The organism is Fulvimonas sp. R45, assembly GCF_030504985.1.
In the GTDB taxonomy this organism is placed as follows: domain Bacteria; phylum Pseudomonadota; class Gammaproteobacteria; order Xanthomonadales; family Rhodanobacteraceae; genus Rhodanobacter_A.
Genome location: NZ_JASERU010000002.1, coordinates 172,128 through 190,257, shown reverse-complemented (window position 1 = coordinate 190,257; position 18,130 = coordinate 172,128). Strand labels below are relative to the sequence as shown.

The following is an 18,130-nucleotide window of genomic DNA, read 5'->3' as shown; positions in this document are numbered from 1 at the left end:
GATGTTCGAACAGCGCGTACTCGTCCATGCAGGCATCGCCGCGACCTGGGACGCCCTGATCCGGATCGATGCGATGCAGGCATGGATGGGCGGGGACGATTTCAGCGTCGAGGTCGAAACTTCCTGGGCGCCCGGCACTCCGTTCAAGGTGCGCGGCTTTCACCACGTGCCGTTCGAGAACGTCGGCAAGGTGCTGGAATTCGTCCCCATGGAGCGGGTTGCCTATACGCATCGAAGCTCGTTGTCGCGATTGCCCGACCACCCGGACAGCGACACCACGCTCCGTTTCCGCCTGCGCGCCGAGGGTGAACGGACGTCGCTCGTCCTGTCCGCCAGCGGCTTCCCGACCGAATCGATCTTCCGGCACCTGCACTTCTACTGGGGCGGCACCCTGGAGGTGCTGAAGCGATACGCGGAACGGCCCGGGCTGGCGGAATATCCCGGGCTTGAGCCTCCCAGCCCGCCCATCCCGCCACGGAAGCCGGGATGACCTTGCCCGGCCCGCCGGCGACCCGCACGACCCGCGCTAGAATGACGGGTTCGATCACCGATTGTTCCTGCCTACCTCCATGTCCGCCCATCTCGCCGAAACCCGCCGCCGACGCACCTTCGCCATCGTCAGCCACCCCGACGCGGGCAAGACCACGCTGACCGAAAAGCTGCTGCTGTTCGGCGGCGCGATCCAGATGGCCGGCAGCGTGAAGGGTCGCAAGGCCGCGCGTCACGCCACCTCGGACTGGATGGCGCTGGAAAAGGAGCGCGGCATCTCGGTGACCTCGTCGGTGATGCAGTTCCCCTACGAGGGCAAGATCGTCAACCTGCTCGACACCCCCGGCCACGCCGACTTCTCCGAGGACACCTACCGCGTGCTCACCGCGGTGGACTCAGCGCTGATGGTGATCGACTGCGCCAAGGGCGTGGAGGAGCGCACGATCAAGCTGATGGAGGTGTGCCGTTTGCGCGACACGCCGATCATGACCTTCGTCAACAAGCTGGACCGCGAGGGCAAGTCGCCGATCGAGCTGCTGGACGAGGTGGAATCCGTGCTCGGCATCGCCTGCGCCCCGCTGACCTGGCCGATCGGCATGGGCAAGCGGTTGAAAGGCGTGTACCACCTGCTGCTGGACGAGGTGCACGTGTTCGAACCGGGCCGGAATTTCACCCGCCAGGATTCCACCATCTTCAAGGGCCTCGACGCGCCCGGCCTCGAAGCGGCGGTGGGCGCCGAGGCGCTGGCCGAGCTGCGCGAGGAACTGGAGCTGGTGCAGGGCGCCTCGCACCCGTTCGACCTGGAGCAGTACCTGGCCGGCAAGCTCACCCCGGTGTTCTTCGGCTCGGCGGTGAACAACTTCGGCGTGCAGCTGCTGCTGGACTTCTTCGTCGCGCACGCGCCCTCGCCGCGCCCGCGCGCCACCACCTCGCGCGAGGTGCTGCCGGAGGAGGAAAAGCTCACCGGCTTCGTGTTCAAGATCCAGGCCAACATGGACCCGGCGCACCGCGACCGCGTGGCCTTCATGCGCGTGTGCTCGGGCACCTACAGTGCCGGCATGAAGATGATCCAGACGCGCACGAACAAGGAAGTGCGCATCGCCAACGCACTCACCTTCATGGCGTCCGACCGCGAGATCGTGGAGACCGCCTATCCCGGCGACGTGATCGGTCTGCACAACCACGGCACCATTTCCATCGGCGATACCTTCACCGAGGGCGAGGCGGTCTCGTTCACCGGCATCCCGAACTTCGCACCGGAACTGTTCCGCCGCGCGCGCCTGCGCGATCCGCTGAAGATGAAGGCGCTGCAGAAGGGCCTGGCGCAGCTGTCCGAGGAAGGCGCCACGCAGTTCTTCCGCCCCCTGATGTCGAACGACCTGGTGCTGGGCGCGGTCGGCGTGCTGCAGTTCGACGTGGTCGCCTACCGGCTCAAGGACGAATACGGCGTGGACGCCGCGTTCGAGCCGGTGGGCGTGGCCACCGCGCGCTGGGTGCACTGCGACGACGCGAAGAAGCTGGAGGAGTTCCGCGAGAAGAACGCGCTGAACCTGGCCATCGACGCCGCCGGCGAATTGGTCTACCTGGCGCCGTCGCGGGTGAACCTGCAGCTGGCGCAGGAGCGCTGGCCGCAGGTGCGCTTCTCCGCCACGCGCGAGCACGCCGCCGCCGTCGAGGTCTGATGCGGCGTCCCTCCCTGCTTCGCAGGGGGATCAACCTGCTTCACGGCAAGCCCGGACTACCCCTCCCGACCTCCCCCTGCACGCAGGGGGAGGAGCGCAAACACCGCATCGACCACGGCGACCTGCCCCCTCCCCTGCCTCGCAGGGGAGGGTTGGGGAGGGGTCACCCAAGCTCGCGACAAGCCCCGGCTACCCCCACCGGCCTCCCCCTGCACGCAGGGGAGGAGCCGCAAACACCGCACGGCCACAGCGCGCGGAGGGAGGAGCCACTGCCGCTCCCTGCTAGTCTGCAGTTTTCCACGGAAGCGCCGCCATGCCCGCCGCCCCTGTTGCCTTCGCCACGCCACCCGATGTACCGCGCTGGCAGCGCTGGCTGGTGTTCTCGCCCGGCGCGCGCATCGTGTTCTTCGCCGTCACCATGGCCATCCTGAGCCTTGCCGCGCATGCCGTGGTCGCGCCGCTGGGATGGACCACCCGGACCGCCGGCTCCATGCACTTCGTGCTGGCGCTGCTGACCATGGAACTGCTGCCGGCGCTGGTCGCCTACGTGATCCTGGTGAAAGGCATCGAGAGGCGCCGGCTCGGCGAACTATCGGCGCGTGACGCGTCCGGCTTCGGCATGGGCGGCCTTGTCGCCGGCCTGGCGCTGTTCAGCGCCGTGGTCGGCGTGCTGTGGTTGGCTGGCAGCTACCACGTGCTCGGCACGAACGCGCACGCGGACTGGCTGCCCCAGGTGCTCGGTGCCGGCGTCGGTGCCGGCATCGCCGAGGAAATCATCACGCGCGGCGTACTGTTCCGCGTCCTCGAGGAAGGCCTGGGCAGCGGCTGGGCGCTGGTGATCTCGGCCGCGTTCTTCGGCGGCGCGCACGCCTTCAACCCGGGCGCCACGCTGTGGAGTTCGGCGTCCATCGCCATCGAGGCGGGCGTGCTGCTCGCCCTGCTCTACCTCGTCACGCGCTCGCTGTGGGCCTGCATTGGCCTGCATGCGGGATGGAACATCGCGCAGGGCACCGTCTACGGCATCCCGGTGTCCGGCACGCATGCCGACGGCTGGCTGGTGTCCACACGGTCCGGGCCGGATTGGCTGAGCGGCGGCGCGTTCGGCGCCGAGGCGTCGGTGGTGGCGCTGGCGCTTTGCTCGCTCTGTTCGGTGGCGCTGCTGGTCGTAGCGTGGCGGCGGCATGCGTTCGTGCCGCCCGGTTGGCGGCGGTCGTAAACGCACGGCCGGCACAGAGGCGGTTCAGGCCCTGCGCGGCGATACCCACATGGTGGCCACGGCGCGGAACACCGCCTGGCCGCCGGCGTCACGGACATCCACCTGCACCGGCCACTCGCGCCCCTCGGCGAATGCCACGGCAGGCGCTTGCGGCGTGGCCACCGCGTGCATGGTGCCAACCGCCTTCGCCAGGTACTCGACCGTCATGCCCTTGGGAATCCAGCGCATGCCGGTCGGCAGCGTGGCCTCGCTCATCACGCCGGCGCACAGCTCGGCGAGATTGCACAAGGCGATGGCATGCACGGTGCCGATATGGTTGTGCACGCGGCGGCGGTCGCGGAGGGTGATCTCGCAGCGGCCCGGCTCCAGCCTCACGAAGCGCGGTGCAATGGTGGCGAAGTACGGCGCCCTGAGGCAGATCAGCCGGCCGTAGAGCCACGCGCCGCCAGGCCAGCGGGAAAGCCTGCTCCAGAGTTTCAGCGCTGCGCTCATGCCCGCGGCTCCCGAAAAGGGAACGGGGCGACCCGCGCCCCGTTCGTTCATGCCCATGCGACGACGCGGCTCAGGCGGCGTCGGCCAGCTTCTTCTTGCGTTCGTCCGCCCGCGTCACCGCCGCGCGCAGCTCGGACGGGTCGAAGTCGTCCACCGAGATGAACTCGAACACACCGTCGCGCACGCGCTTGAGCAGGTCGTGTTCGGCCTGGCTCACCACGCCGGCGGCCAGCGCCTCGGCCAGTTGGCCGTCGTAGTCGTGCGCCTTGAACTGGCCGGCCTTCTGCGCTTTCAGGAACTTGCGCTCCACCGGTTCGGCGGCGATCACCTCGGGCAGCAGCGCGTTCATGCGGCCCACCGTGTTGTTCGGCGTGGGGGTGAGGTAGACCCATTCCAGCAGGCGCCCGCGCGCCTCGTTCGGCGCGGTGAGCAGCGCGGCCACGCGGCGGCCCAGGCGGTCCGATGGCGGTACCTCGCGGCGGCCCAGCGGGAACACCAGCACCCGCAGCAGCCAGGCCACCGGGCGCACCGGGAAGTTGCGGATGGCGCCGTCCAGCGCGTTCTGGATCAGCCACATGCACTCGTGGAAGCCCCAGGCCAGGAACGGGCGGTCGGCCTCGGGCCGGCCGGTATCCTCGTAGCGCTTGAGCATGCTGCTTGCGATGTAGAGGTAGCTCAATACGTCGCCCAGCCGTGCGGAGAGCTTCTCCTTGAACTTCAGCTTGCCGCCCAGCACGCCCATGAAGGTGTCTGCGCACAGCGCCAGCGCGGCGGAGTAGCGATTGAGCTTGCGATAGTAGCGGCGGGTATAGGCGTCGCCCGCGCTGTCGCCCATGCGCCCGCCGGACAGGCCCATCGCGAAGCTGCGCACCGCGTTGGAGATGCCGAAGCCGATGTGGCCGAACAGCGCCCGGTCGAAGCTGCGCAGGCGCTCGCCGTAGTCGGCGATGGACAGCGCCTGCATTTCCTTCAGCACGTAGGGATGGCAGCGGATCGCGCCCTGGCCGAAGATCATCAGGCTGCGCGTCATGATGTTCGCGCCTTCCACGGTGATCGCGATCGGCACCGACGACCAGCCGCGGCCGGCGTAGTTCTTCGGGCCCAGCTGCACCGCCTTGCCGCCGTGCACGTCCATGGTGTCGCCGGCCACCGTGCGCGCCCACTCGGTGGCGTGGTACTTGGCGATCGCCGAAGGCACTGCCGGCTTCTCGCCGCGGTCCACCGCGGCGGCGGTGGCGCGCGACAGCGCGGTGGTGGCGTAGGTGAGGCCGCCGATGCGGCCCAGCGCTTCCTCCACGCCTTCGAAGCGGGCGATGGCGAGGCCGAACTGCTTGCGCATGCGCGCGTAGGCGCCGGTGGCCGCGGCCGAGCCGCGCATCGCGCCGGTGGCGTTGGACGGCAGCGAGATCGCACGCCCCACCGACAGGCATTCCACCAGCATGCGCCAGCCGTGGCCGGCCATCTCGGGGCCGCCGATCAGCACCGACAGCGGCGCGAACACGTCCTTGCCGTGGATCGGGCCGTTCTGGAACGGGATGTTGAGCGGGAAGTGACGGCGGCCGATCTCGAGCCCCGGCGTGGAGCGCGGCAGCAGCGCCAGGGTGATGCCGAGGTCCTCCCTGTCGCCCAGCAGGTGCTCCGGGTCGTACATGCAGAAGGCCAGGCCGACCACGGTGGCGATCGGCGCCAGGGTGATGTAGCGCTTGTCGAACGTCAGCTTCACGCCCAATGTCTCGACGCCGTCCACCACCTGCCTGCAGACGATGCCGTAATCGGGGATCGAGGTGGCGTCGGAGCCCGCGTACGGGCCGGTGAGCGCGAAGCAGGGGATCTCCTCGCCCACCGCCAGGCGCGGCAGGTAGTAGTTCTTCTGCTCCTCGCTGCCGTAGTGCAGCAGCAGCTCGGCCGGGCCCAGCGAATTGGGCACCGCCACGGTGGAAGCCAGCGTGGCCGACATCGTCGACAGCTTCTGCAGCACCGCCGAGTGCGCCAGCGCCGAGAACTGCAGGCCGCCGTACTGCTTCGGGATGATCATGCCGAAGAACTTGTTCTTCTTGACGAACTCCCACACCTCCGGCGGCAGGTCGGCCAGCTCGTGGGTGATCTGCCAGTCGTCGACCATCGCGCACAGCTGTTCCACCGGGCCGTCCATGAAGGCCTGCTCCTCCACGCTCAGCTCGGGCTTCGGCTGCTTCAGCAGCTCGTGCCAGTCCGGCTTGCCGGAGAACAGCTCGCCCTCGAAACCGACCGTGCCGGCTTCCAGCGCGGTCTGCTCGGTCTCCGACAGTTTCGGCGTGACCCTGGCGAACATCTTCAGCAGCGGCGCGGTGACCTGCCGGCGGCGGAACGTCGGCATCAGCAGCGGCACGGCGACGCCCAGCTCGACGACGAGCAGGACGGCCATCGTCCAGTACGCGCCGGTAAGCAGGCCGACGACCAGCGTCGCCAGCGGCGCGGCGATGGCGAAGGTGCGCAGGCTGCTGCGGTGGTAGGCGCAGGCGCCGGTCGCGATGAGCGCCGCCAGCAGGGTCAGTATCACGGACATCTCGACATCCTCGTTGCGGTCGTGCGTGTGACGGTCAGGCGATGCGCGCGTCCAGGGCGTCCGCACCGTCCAATGACTGGGTGAAACGTGCGATCTCGCGGGTGAACGCGTCGTTGGCGTCGCCGGCGACTATGTGCGTGGCGCCCGCCACGGCCACGTGCCGCGCCTGCGGCACCAGCGCCAGGAACTCGTCGATGGTGGCGCGCGAGACCACGTCGCTGCGTTCGCCGGAAAGCAGCAGCACCGGCACTTCGACCTGGGCCGCGGCGGCGAGCAGGCGCGGCTGGTAGCGCTCGCTTTCCTGCACCAGGTCGCCCGCCAGCAGGGCCGGGTCCCAGTGCCAGCGCAGGCGGCCGTCGGCGCCTTCGCGCAGCAGCGGCCGCAGCTGTTCCCCGCTCTTGCGACCGGCGCGGTGCGGCAGGTAGGCGGCGATCCGCGCCGCGGCCTCGGCATAGTCGGCGAAGCCGTCCGGGTGCGCCTGCATGAAGGCGAGGATGCGCTCCACGCCCCGGGTCTCCCAGCGCGGGGTGATGTCCACCAGTACCAGCGCGCGGAACGGCGCCGGCCGCGCCTCGCCCGCCGCCACCAGGCCGAGCAGGCCGCCCATCGAGGCGCCCACCAGCACCGGCGGCGCGGGCTGCGCCCGGGCCAGTCCCAGCAGGTCGTCGACGAACTGCTGCATGTGGTAGGCGCCGCCGGGCAGGTAATCGCTCCCGCCATGGCCGCGCGCGTCGAAACCCACGCAGCGGCAGCCCTGCGCCGCCAGCACGGCGGCCGCGCCGCCCCAGGCGCCACGGGTCTGGCCGAAGCCATGGGCGAACAGCACGCCCGGCGCGCCGTGGGCATGCCGGGTCTCCACCGCCAGCGCGAGGCCGTCGGCCGTGCGGAACGTCGAATACCGGGCTGCGAAATCTTCCATACGGATGAGTATGGATCGCCATCCCACCGTCGTCAACCACGCCGGCCACGTGCGCATCGGCATCCCGTCTGGGCTACCATACGGACATGAATGTGAGCACCAAACCGGAACGCACCCGCCTCTCCGCCGAGGACTGGGAAGAGGCCGCGCTGGGCCTGATCGCCGAGCAGGGCGTGGGCGCCCTCGCGGTGGAGGCGCTGGCGCGCCAGCTGGGCGTCACCAAGGGCAGCTTCTACTGGCATTTCCGCACCCGCGAGGCGCTGCTGCAGGCCGCGCTGGAACGCTGGGAGCAGTACGGCGAGCGCGAGGTGATCGCGCAGATCGAGGCCATCCCCGACCCGCGCGTGCGCCTGCCGGAGCTGTTCCGCCGCGTGGCGCACGAACTGCAGCCGCACCGGGTCTACGCCGCCCTGCTGAAGGCGCTGGACCACCCGCTGGTGGTACCGGTGATGGCGCGCGTCTCGCAGCGGCGCACCGAATTCCTCAACAAGGCCTACCGCGAGGCCGGCCTGCCACCCGCCGAGGCGATCAACCGCGCGCGGCTCACCTACGCCGCCTACGTGGGCTTCCTGCAACTGAACTTCACGCTGGGCCTGCCGCGCCTCGGCCACGAGGAATTCGACGCCTACGTCGAACACATGATCGCCACCCTGATTCCCGCCTGACTTCCGGCGGAAACTGCCGATCTACGCACACGGGCGCCCTTGCGGCGCCCGTTTTGCTGCGCGCGACCTTGCAATGCCAGTTTCTGCAACATAGTGTTTTGACTCTCTTTTGGCCGAAGACCAAGGCGAGGAAAACATGGCGAGCAAGCTGGAAGCACTGCAACGGTGGGTCGACGAGGCGGCGGCGCTGACCCGCCCGGCGGCGATCCACTGGTGCGACGGATCCGAGGCCGAATATCAGGCGCTGGTGCGGCAGATGCTGGCCGACGGCACCCTGGTCGAGCTGAACCAGCAGACCCACCCGGGCTGCTACCTGCACCGCTCCAACCCCGCCGACGTGGCGCGCGTGGAACACCTCACCCTGGTCTGCCACCCGGAGCGCGAGGACGCCGGTCCCAACAACCACTGGATGGACCCGGCCGAGGCGCACGCGAAGATGGACGCGCTGTTCGACGGCTGCATGCGGGGTCGCACGATGTACGTGATCCCGTACTGCATGGGCCCGATCGACTCGCCGCTGTCGCGCTGCGGGGTGGAGATCACCGACAGCCCCTACGTGGTCGCCAACATGCGGATCATGACCCGCATGGGCGCCGCCGCGCAGGCGCGCATCGAGCGCGAGGGCACGTTCGTGAAAGGCCTGCACTCCACCGGCGAACTCGATCCCGAGCGCCGCTGGATCATGCACTTCCCCGCCGAGCGGCTGATCAAATCCTACGGTTCCGGCTACGGCGGCAACGCGCTGCTGGGCAAGAAGTGCCACGCGCTGCGCATCGCCTCCAACCAGGCCCGCGACGAGGGTTGGCTGGCCGAGCACATGCTGATCGTGGGCATCGAGAACCCGCGGGGCGAAACGCACTACGTCGCCGCCGCCTTCCCCTCCGCCTGCGGCAAGACCAACCTCGCCATGCTGATCCCGCCCGAGGGCTACCGCAGGGACGGCTGGAAGGTGTGGACGGTGGGCGACGACATCTGCTGGATGCGCCCCGGCGCAGATGGACGGCTCTACGCGATCAACCCCGAGGCCGGCTTCTTCGGCGTGGCGCCGGGCACCAGCAACGACACCAACCCGAACGCGCTGGCCAGCGTCGCGCGCGACACCATCTTCACCAACGTCGCGGTCACCGCCGACAACCAGCCGTGGTGGGAAGGCCTGCCCGGCACGCCGGTCACCGACTGGCAGGGGCGTCCGTACGACCCGGCCAACGGCCCCGCGGCGCACCCGAACTCGCGCTTCACGGTGAGCGCAAAGCAATGCCCCACCTGGTCCGAGAAGGCCGAGGACGCGCAGGGCGTGCCGATCAGCGCGATCGTCTTCGGCGGCCGCCGCCCCTCGCTGCTGCCGCTGGTGATGGAGGCGCAGGACTGGACGCACGGCGTGCTGATGGGCGCCGCGATGGGCTCGGAGACCACCGCCGCGGCCACCGGCGCGGTCGGCGTGCTGCGCCGCGACTCGATGGCGATGAAGCCGTTCGCCGGCTACCACTACGGCGATTACTTCGCGCACTGGCTGTCGTTCGACAAGCCCGGCATGAAGTTGCCGAAGGTCTTCCACGTCAACTGGTTCCGCAAAGGCAAGGACGGGAAGTTCCTGTGGCCCGGCTTCGGCCAGAACCTGCGCGTGCTGGAGTGGATGATCGCGCGCGTGGAAGGCAAGGCGCGCGGCGAGCAGACCGCCATCGGCACCCTGCCCGCCCCCGGCGAACTGAACCTCGACGGCCTCGACATCGATGCCGCCGCGCTCGACGAACTGCTCGCCGTGGACACCGCCGGCTGGCAGGCCGAACTCGCAGCCATCGGCGAGTACCTGGAAGGTTTCGCCCCGCGCCTGCCCGAGCGCCTGCGCCAGGAACGCCGGCGCGTGGCCGATGCACTGGACGGCGACGTCGTCGCTCCCCGCACCGCCACCGCCTAGCCGAGCCCGAGAGCCCCTCGCCTGCTTCGCGGGAGAGGGGTTGGGGAGAGGGCGCGGTACACCGCCACGCCTCGCTCCGCACGGGCCCTCTCCCGCCTGCCGGCACCCTCTTCCACGAGTGGGAGAGGGACTCACTCCAGGCACTGTGCTGCCTCCTTAAACGTTCATGCCCAGGCGCGCATCCAAGCTGGCAAGATGATCACCGCCTGCGCCACTACCGGGAACCGCATGCCGCCAGCGCCTGCCGAGGAACACCCCGACACGCTCGACGTGCAGGCGGCGGCACGTGGCGATCGCGGCGCGTTCCAGCGGCTCTACCAGCGGCACGTGAACCGCGTGCACGGCGCGGTGTATCGGCTGGCCGGCTACGACCACGCGCGCGCCGAGGACCTCACCCAGGAGGCCTTCGTGCGCGCCTGGCAGAAGCTGGACAGCTTCCGCGGACAGAGCGCGTTCGGCACCTGGCTGTACCGCCTGGCGGTGAACGTGGCGCTGATGGACATCCGCGCGCGCGGCGCCGACCCGGTCGGCTTCACGGACGAGGAGCACCTGCCCGACCACGGCGAAACGCCGTTCTGCGCCGCCGAGCGCGAGGAATTGGAGCGCGCGATCGGCGGCCTGCCGCCACGCGCCCGTGCCGTACTCGTGCTGCACGACGTGGAAGGCTGGAAGCACGAGGAGATCGGCGCGGAACTGGGCATGGCGGTAGGCTCGTCGAAGGCGCAACTGCATCGTGCGCGCGGCCTGCTGCGCAAGGCACTCGGAGAAAACGCATGAACGAATTCGAATGGCGCCGACAGATGCGCGCGTTGCGGCAGCCGGTGGCGCCCCGGCAGGACCTGTGGGCCCGCATCGACGCCGCGCTGGACACCGCCGCGCCGATCGCCGGACCGGCGCCGCGCCGCCGCCATCGCGTGCTGCTGGCCGCCGGCCTGGCCGCCGCGCTGCTGCTGGCCGCCGGCCTCGGCTGGCAACTGCACCGGGGCCTGGCCACGCCATCCGCGACGCAGGCCACCCACACCCCGGCCGCGCACGCGCCGGGACCGGTGGCGCCATGGAAGCCGGACGATCCGCGCCTGGCCGGCGCCGCGATCGTGCTGGACGCGGCGCAGATGGAACTGCGCCAGGCCCTGCGCCAGGCGCCCGCCTCGCCGGCCCTGCAGCGCCTGCTTTCGCACACCCAACAACAGCAGGCCAGCCTGCGCCAGCTCGAACACCAGGCCGGCTGAGGCCGGGAGAATGCCCATGAAGACCATCCGCACGCTTCCCCTGCTGCTCAGCCTGGCCGTCGGCCAGGCGCTGGCCGGCACGCCGATCCACCTGCAGCACCCGGCCACCGCGACCGCGCACATCAGCATCAGCAATACCAGCGGCGAAGTGCACGTCACCGCCTGGGACCGCAACGAGGTGCAGGTGGAGGGTGAACTGGGCGACGGCGCCAGGCCGCTGGTGATCACCGGCGGCGATGACGCCCTGGCGATCAAGGTGCAGCCGCAGGGCGGCGGGGGCTGGTTCGACTGGAGCGACAACAGCCACCTCGGGCCGACCACGCTGGACGTGCGCGTGCCGCGCCGCGCCAGCCTGCGGGTGAACGTGGTCAGCGCGCCGCTGGACATCGACGGCATCGACGGCGGTTCGCTCAAGGTCAATTCGATCAGCGGCCGGGTGCGGATCAACGCCCGCACACCCTCGCTGGACGTGAACAGCGTCAGCGGCGGCATCGCCTTCGCCGGCCAGGCCGCGCGGGCCAACCTGCAGACGGTCAGCGGCGACATCCTGGCGCCCGCACTGGGCGGGGACGCCGAACTGCAGACGATCTCCGGCCACGTGCAGGCCAGTGGCGGCCCGTGGCGACGCCTGAAGCTGAGCACGGTGTCCGGCGACGCCCAGGTCGACGGCGCGCTGGCGCCGGGCGGCCACATCGGCATCGACAGCATGAGCGGCGACGTCGACCTGCGCCTGCCCGCCACGCTGTCGGCCACGCTCAAGGCCAGCAGTTTCAGCGGCGACCTGCGCAGCGACTTCGGCACGCCCAGGTCTTCCGCCCACGGCCCCGGCAGCGCGCTGGAAACCACGACCGGCAGCGGCGACGGGCAGATCGAGGTGGAGACCTTCAGCGGCGACCTGCGGATCCGCCGGAAAGGCTGAAGGCCGCCGGGAAAGCGAAAGGCCGTCGCATGCGACGGCCTTTCCGTATCGGCGCCTGCCCGGCGGGAAGCCCGCTACAGATCCTGGTGGTACTGCACGTAAGGCGTGCGCGACTGGTCGGGCTCGGGGCCGGACGGGGTGTTCGCCGCGTTGCCCGACGACCACACGTTCTGCGCGCCGAAGCTCAGCGAGCCCTGCCACGGCAGGTGCCAGGTCACGCCCAGGTCGATGCTGCTCCAGCGGCGGTCGGCGGGCAGCGAGCCGGGCACGCCGGCTTCCGGCTGCATCACGCGGCCGACGATGTTGCCGCTGATCGGACCGTGGTCGACGCCGAAGCTCAGCGCCTTCTGGTCCAGCGTGTTCAGGCCCAGCGCGTTGCCCGGCAGCAGGCGGATGCGGCCCACGCTGGCGCCGATGTCGATGCCGCTCTTGCTGCCCAGCGCCATGCGGCCGCGGGCGTTGAACTGGGTGCTGCTGTCGAAGTCGGACAGGCCGTTCACGCCGGGCGCGGCACCGGGCAGCACCCGCGGCAGCGGATGGTTGTCCGGCGTGCTGTTGGCGCCCACGCTCACGCCCAGGCTGTAGCGGCCGGCGTCATAGGTGGCGCCCAGTTCGCTGCCCAGCACGCGCGGCGCGCGGTTGGCCCAGGAACGTTCGCTGACGCCGGCATGCGCGGTGAGATGCGGCGCCAGTCCGTAGTCCAGTTGGCTGGCGGCCACCGTGCTGGCGTCCAGCGGGCGGAACGACAGCGACGTGTTCCGCGGCGCCTCGGCGCCGCCGGCGGTATTCGCCTGCAGCGACAAGGTATGCCCGTCGGCACCACGCCACAGCGGCACGGACTGCGCGGGCGTCGCGGAGGGCCGCTGCAGCAGGTAGCTGTCCGCCGCCTGGCCATCGCCCAGCGCCTGGCCTGCCGCGACGAGCGGCATCAGCAGCAGCGGCAATGTGAGCAGCAGGCGGCGCATGGCGATCTGGACAACCCCCGGAATCGAAGAATCCCTGCCGTGACAGGCAGTTCCACGTAGGGAAGTATACCTCTTTTTACGTCTTTCTAACACCCCGAATGTGCGGCTTGGGGCACGGAACGCGGCCCCCGCGGCCGGCGGCGCGGCATGGGATGTGCCGGCGCACAGGGGCCCGGCGCGGCGACAAAGCCCGCCGATCCGGATATATAGTCGCCGCACTAACCGCTGCATAAGACCAGACCCCGTCCGATGAGTTCATCGTCCGACAGCAGTCCAGCCCGGTCCTGGCGGCTTACCGAGGACGCGACGGCCAGCCTGCACGACAGCGTGGAGCGGCTGTGCCGCGCCGCGGACGCGGCCAGCGTGCTGGACATCTGCAGCACGGCGCTGCGCTGCCTGGGCGTGGCCGGGCGCCTGCGCTGGCGCGCGGCGGACGAGGTCGCCACCGCCCCCGTGCTGGAACTGGCGCGTGACGCGCAGGGCTCGCGCCTGCTGGTGCTGGACGATCCGGGCGAACTGGACGAGGCGCGGCGCGCCCGCTTCGCCTGGCTCGGCCGGCTGGCCGCCACGCGCATGCGCCAGCTGGCGGAAACCGGCCGGCTGTACGAGGCGATCTCCCGGCTGGCCCTGGCCGAGCGCCTGCAACGCGCGCTGTACGCCATCGCCGAGCAGGCCGCCGCCACCCACCCGCTGGTGGAGGTGATGCGCTCGCTGCACGCCATCGTCGGCAGCCTGATGTACGCTGAGAATTTCTACATCGTGCTCTACGACGCGGCCGCCGGTACCGTGCGCTTCCCCTACTACGTCGACACGATGGACCGCCAGCCGCCGCTGCCGGACCAGGACATCCCACTGCAGGAGATCCGCCACAGCCTCACCTGGAACCTGCTGAAGGAAGGCCAGCCGCTGATGGGCTCGATGCAGGAGCTGGAGCGCCAGTTCCAGGGCCGTTTCGAGAAGGTGGGCCCGGCCTGCGAGTACTGGCTGGGCGTGCCGCTGCTGCGCGGCAGCCGCGTGGTCGGCGGCATCGTGATGCAGAGCTACCGGCCCGACACCCACTACACCCGGCAGGACCGCGAACTGCTGAGCTACGTGGCGCAGCATGTGCAGACCGCGCTGGAACGGCGCGAGGCGCAGGCCGAGCTGGAGCGCCGCGTGACCGACCGCACCGCGGCGCTGCGCGCGGCCAACCGGGTGCTGCGCCAGCAGGTGCTGCAGCGCCAGCGCGGCGAGCAGCTGCAGGCCGCGCTGTTCCGCATCGCCGAGCTGGCCAGCGCTCCGGAGGGCGGCGAGGACTTCTACGCCGCCATGCATCGCGTGATCGGCGGCCTGCTGTACGCGCGCAATTTCTACATCGCCCTGCTGGACGAGGACGGCCAGCGGATCAGCTTCCCCTATTCGGTGGACGAGGCCGACGCGCAGCGCCAGCCGCGCCCGGTCGGCAAGGGCGCCACCGAATACGTCATGCGCACCGGCCAGCCGCTGCTGGCCGACCGGCAGGTCTTCGCCCGGCTCTCCGAGCAGGACACGTGCCACGAGGCGGGCACGCCTTCGGTCTGCTGGCTGGGCGTGCCGCTGGTGTGGGACGGCCAGGTGCGCGGCGCGCTGGTGGTCCAGAGCTACACGCCCGAGCACGTCTACGGCGAGCACGACCAGGACTTGCTCACCTTCGTCGGCTACCACGTGGCCAACGCGCTGCAGCGCAAGCGCACCAACGAATCGCTGAAGCACGCCTACGCCAGCCTCGAGCGCCGCGTCACCGAGCGCACCCGCGCGCTGGCGCTGGCCAACCGCGACCTGCGCGAGCAGATCGCCGAGCGCGAGCGGGTGGAGCGCCGGCTGAAATACGAGACCCTGCACGACTCGCTCACCGGCCTGCCCAACCGTACCCTGCTGCTGCAGCGGCTGGAGCACGCGATGCAGCGCCACCAGCAGAACCCGGACACGCTGTTCGCGGTGCTGTTCATCGACCTGGACCGCTTCAAGGTCATCAACGACTCGGTCGGCCATCTGATCGGCGACGACCTGCTGTTCCAGGTCGGCGGCCGCATCCGCGCCTGCCTGAAGACCCGCGACGTGGTGGCGCGGCTGGGCGGCGACGAGTTCGCGGTGCTGCTGGAGGACGTGGACGATGCGCCCCACGCGGTGCAGGTGGCCGAGCGCATCATCGGCGAGCTGCAGGTGCCGTTCCGGCTCGGCGCCAAGGAGGTGTTCACCTCCGCCTCGATCGGCATCGCCGTCTCCAGCCCGCACTACCTGCGCCCGGAGGAGCTGCTGCGCGACGCCGACTCGGCGATGTACCGCGCCAAGGACGCCGGCCGCCACTGCGCCGCTGTGTTCGACGACCGCCTGCGCTACGAGGCGCTGTCGCTGCTGGAGATGGAGGGTGACCTGCGCCGCGCGCTGGGCCGGCGCGAGTTCGTGCCGTTCTACCAGCCCATCGTGGCGCTGGAGGACGGCCGTACCGTCGGCTACGAGGCGCTGCTGCGCTGGCGCCATCCCGAACGCGGCCTGCTGATGCCCGGCGACTTCCTCGCCGTGGCCGAGGAAAACGGCAGCTCCGAGAGCATCGACTGGCAGATCTTCGAGCAGGTCTGCGCGCAGGCCGGCGCGCTGGTCGGCGAGCACGGCTTCGTCAGCTTCAACGTGTCCGGCCGGCACTTCCGCTCGGCCGACCTCGACCAGCGCCTGCTCGACCTGTTCCGCGCCCACCGCGTGCCGCCGCACTGCCTGCGCATCGAGGTGACCGAGCACACCCTGCTGGAGAACCCGGCGCAGGTGAAGCGCATCCTCGGCAACCTGCGCCGGCACGGCGTGGGCGTGGCGCTGGACGACTTCGGCACCGGCTATTCCTCGCTCAGCTACCTGCACCAGTATCCGGTGCAGACGCTGAAGATCGACCGCTCCTTCATCGTGGAGATGGAGCACGAGGGCGGCGTGGCGGTGGTGCGCGCGATCCAGGTGCTGGCCGATTCGCTCGGCCTGCAGGTGATCGCCGAGGGCATCGAGGAGGAGCGCCAGCGGCAGGCGCTGCTGCGGATCGGCAGCCGCTACGGCCAGGGCTTCCTGTTCGCCGACGCGCGCGCCGCGGAAGACTGGCTGGACACCGTCCGGCTGGCGGCGGGCTGAGCGCCCGTCCGGGCGTCCGCGGCGACGCGCCTCACTGCACGGTGGACGCGGCCGCCCCGCCGCCGCCCAGCAGGTGCTCGGCATCGATGCGGTCGAAGCGGTACTGCCGCGCGCAGAACTCGCAGGTCACCTCGATCTCGCCGCCCTGCGCGTCCAGCGCCGCCTGCACTTCCTCGCGCCCCAGCGAACGCAGCATCGCCTCCACCCGCCCGCGCGAGCAGCTGCAGCCGAAGGCCAGCGGGCGCGGCTCGAACAGGCGCACCGACTCCTCGTGGTACAGCCGGTACAACAGCTGTTCCGGCGCGGTGGCCAGCAGCTCGGCGGCGTCCAGCGTGTCGGTGAGGTGCTCGATGCGCGGCCAGGCGTCGGCGTCCTCCACCGCGTCGTGGCCGCCCTCGCCGGGCAGCTTCTGCAGCATCAGGCCCACCGCGTGCCCGCCGTCGGCGGCCAGCACCAGCTTCGCCGGCAACTGCTCGGACTGGCGGAAGTAGTTCTCCAGCGCGCCGGCCAGATCGGGACGCTCCAGCGCCACCAGCCCCTGGTAGCGCTGGCCGCGCTCGGCATGGCCGATGGTGATCGCCATCACCGCCTGCGGCAGCGCCGACAGCGCCAATGGCGCGGGCAGCTCGCCGTTCCAGCGCGCCAGTCCGCGCAGGCGGCCCTGGTCGGTGCATTCGGCGAACAGCAGGCGCAGCGGGCCGGCGCTCTTCAGCTCGATCGACAGCGCGCCGTCCAGCTTGATGTTGCCGGTGAGCAGCGCGCTGGCGGCCAGCGCCTCGCCCAGCAACGCGCGCAGCGGCGCCGGGTAGTCGTCGCGGCCGGCGACCTCACGCCACGCCGCGCCCAGGCGCACCAGCACGCCGCGCACGCCGGCGCGCTCGAGCAGGAAGCGATGCAGCACGTCTTCGACCAGCACGGTTTCCACGTCATTCACCTCGACAGGGTCAGGCGGGCAGAGATGGGGGCGCCATCGGCGATGACAATGCCATGGGCCACGCCGCTTATACTGGCGCGAGCTTAGCCATTCCGGTCCCGCATGGCCCTGCGCCCGACTTTCCGCCGCCTGCTGCGCTGGCTCGCGCTCCTCGCGCTGGCCTGGCTGGCGCTCACCTGGCTGGCGGTGCTGGTGCTGCGCTTCGTGCCGCCATTCACCTCGGCGGTGATGGTGGAGCGCCACATCGGCGCCTGGATCCACGGCGAGAAGAACTTCCAGCTGCGCCAGCACTGGGTGCCGTGGGTGCGGATCTCGCCGTCGGTGCCGCTGGCGATGGTGGCCGGCGAGGACCAGAAATTCCCGTTCCACCACGGCTTCGATTTCGACTCCATCCACGAGGCCATCGACGCCGCCGACGACGGCGCGCGCCTGCGCGGCGCCAGCACGATCAGCCAGCAGACCGCGAAGAACCTGTTCCTGTGGAACGGCCGCAGCTTCGTGCGCAAGGGACTGGAGGCGTACTTCACCGTGCTGATCGAGGCGACCTGGCCGAAGCGGCGCATCCTCGAGGTGTACATGAACATCGCCGAGCTGGGCGACGGCATCTACGGCGTCGGCGCGGCCAGCGAAGCCTACTACCACGAGCCGCCTGCCCGGCTCGGCCCGGCGCAGGCCGCGCGGCTGGCCGCGGTGCTGCCCAGCCCGCGGCGGCTGCACGTGGACCGCCCCAGCGCCTACGTGCAGCGGCGCACCGCGTGGATCGAGCAGCAGATGCGGCAGCTGGGCGTGGGCTATTTGAACCAAGTCTCGCGCTGATGCGCGGCGTGGATCCTGGCCCTGCCGCACGGAGACGCGAACCCGCCCGGCCCATCCGCTCCTTCTCTCCTATGGGGAGAAGGTTGGGATGGGGCGGGTGCCCGCGCGGACACCCGCGCGAAGCGCACTTGCCCTTGACCACCGCCTCGCGAGGTTGACCCCTCACCCCGACCCTCTCCCCGCAGGGGAGAGGGAGTAAAAACCATGGCGCTTCG

15 protein-coding genes are annotated in these 18,130 nt (G+C 70.6%); 10 read left to right on the top strand and 5 right to left on the bottom strand.

Annotation, left to right across the window (positions count from 1 at the left end; all coding sequences use genetic code 11):
- Window position 1: 1 nt before the first annotated feature.
- From QMK61_RS02420 to QMK61_RS02410, 3 genes are all read left to right on the top strand, one after another.
- Window positions 2-490 (top strand): SRPBCC domain-containing protein, encoded by a 489-nt coding sequence (locus QMK61_RS02420; RefSeq protein WP_302070174.1) that lies wholly within the window; start codon window positions 2-4, stop codon window positions 488-490.
- Between the two features lie 79 nt (window positions 491-569).
- Window positions 570-2,171: a peptide chain release factor 3 gene (locus QMK61_RS02415; protein WP_302070172.1), complete on the top strand. Its 1,602-nt coding sequence runs from the start codon at window positions 570-572 to the stop codon at window positions 2,169-2,171.
- A 313-nt stretch (window positions 2,172-2,484) separates the two neighbouring features.
- Entirely contained in the window at window positions 2,485-3,387 is a 903-nt protein-coding gene (locus QMK61_RS02410; protein ID WP_302070171.1) for a type II CAAX endopeptidase family protein, read from the top strand.
- 24 nt (window positions 3,388-3,411) lie between these two features.
- On the opposite strand, the gene QMK61_RS02405 is transcribed toward QMK61_RS02410, so the two are convergent.
- The 3 genes from QMK61_RS02405 to QMK61_RS02395 all read right to left on the bottom strand — a co-directional run bounded on the left by QMK61_RS02405 (window position 3,412) and on the right by QMK61_RS02395 (window position 7,343).
- Window positions 3,412-3,879 carry a hotdog fold domain-containing protein gene (locus QMK61_RS02405; RefSeq protein WP_302070170.1) on the bottom strand — a complete coding sequence of 156 codons (468 nt, stop codon included), beginning with the start codon at window positions 3,877-3,879 and terminating at the stop codon, window positions 3,412-3,414.
- A 70-nt stretch (window positions 3,880-3,949) separates the two neighbouring features.
- Complete coding sequence (locus QMK61_RS02400; protein ID WP_302070169.1) at window positions 3,950-6,424, bottom strand: acyl-CoA dehydrogenase; 2,475 nt, start codon at window positions 6,422-6,424, stop codon at window positions 3,950-3,952.
- Between the two features lie 34 nt (window positions 6,425-6,458).
- A complete protein-coding gene (locus QMK61_RS02395) occupies window positions 6,459-7,343 on the bottom strand; it encodes an alpha/beta hydrolase (RefSeq protein ID WP_302070167.1) in 885 nt (294 codons plus the stop codon).
- Window positions 7,344-7,429: 86 nt separating this feature from the next.
- Between QMK61_RS02395 and QMK61_RS02390 the strand changes: the two genes are divergently transcribed.
- From QMK61_RS02390 to QMK61_RS02370, 5 genes are all read left to right on the top strand, one after another.
- Complete coding sequence (locus QMK61_RS02390) at window positions 7,430-8,008, top strand: TetR/AcrR family transcriptional regulator (RefSeq protein WP_302070166.1); 579 nt, start codon at window positions 7,430-7,432, stop codon at window positions 8,006-8,008.
- Between the two features lie 109 nt (window positions 8,009-8,117).
- Window positions 8,118-9,923 (top strand): phosphoenolpyruvate carboxykinase (GTP), encoded by a 1,806-nt coding sequence (locus QMK61_RS02385; protein WP_302070164.1) that lies wholly within the window; start codon window positions 8,118-8,120, stop codon window positions 9,921-9,923.
- A 228-nt stretch (window positions 9,924-10,151) separates the two neighbouring features.
- On the top strand, window positions 10,152-10,700 hold the full coding sequence (locus QMK61_RS02380) for a sigma-70 family RNA polymerase sigma factor (protein WP_302070162.1): 549 nt from the start codon (window positions 10,152-10,154) through the stop codon (window positions 10,698-10,700).
- Window positions 10,697-11,152 (top strand): hypothetical protein, encoded by a 456-nt coding sequence (locus QMK61_RS02375; protein ID WP_302070161.1) that lies wholly within the window; start codon window positions 10,697-10,699, stop codon window positions 11,150-11,152. The genes QMK61_RS02380 and QMK61_RS02375 overlap by 4 nt, the downstream gene beginning before the upstream one ends.
- A 16-nt stretch (window positions 11,153-11,168) precedes the next feature.
- Window positions 11,169-12,071 carry a DUF4097 family beta strand repeat-containing protein gene (locus QMK61_RS02370; protein WP_302070160.1) on the top strand — a complete coding sequence of 301 codons (903 nt, stop codon included), beginning with the start codon at window positions 11,169-11,171 and terminating at the stop codon, window positions 12,069-12,071.
- Between the two features lie 74 nt (window positions 12,072-12,145).
- Here QMK61_RS02370 and QMK61_RS02365 read toward each other — a convergent pair whose 3' ends face one another.
- Entirely contained in the window at window positions 12,146-13,036 is an 891-nt protein-coding gene (locus QMK61_RS02365; RefSeq protein WP_302070158.1) for a hypothetical protein, read from the bottom strand.
- Window positions 13,037-13,285: 249 nt separating this feature from the next.
- Here QMK61_RS02365 and QMK61_RS02360 point away from each other — a divergent pair, with 249 nt between their 5' ends.
- Window positions 13,286-16,165 (top strand): EAL domain-containing protein, encoded by a 2,880-nt coding sequence (locus tag QMK61_RS02360; RefSeq protein ID WP_302070157.1) that lies wholly within the window; start codon window positions 13,286-13,288, stop codon window positions 16,163-16,165.
- Window positions 16,166-16,196: 31 nt separating this feature from the next.
- Here QMK61_RS02360 and QMK61_RS02355 read toward each other — a convergent pair whose 3' ends face one another.
- Entirely contained in the window at window positions 16,197-17,090 is an 894-nt protein-coding gene (locus tag QMK61_RS02355; protein WP_302070156.1) for an Hsp33 family molecular chaperone HslO, read from the bottom strand.
- A 111-nt stretch (window positions 17,091-17,201) separates the two neighbouring features.
- Between QMK61_RS02355 and mtgA the strand changes: the two genes are divergently transcribed.
- Window positions 17,202-17,915, top strand: a complete 714-nt coding sequence (mtgA, locus tag QMK61_RS02350) for a monofunctional biosynthetic peptidoglycan transglycosylase (RefSeq protein WP_302070155.1) — start codon at window positions 17,202-17,204, stop codon at window positions 17,913-17,915.
- Window positions 17,916-18,130: the final 215 nt, after the last annotated feature.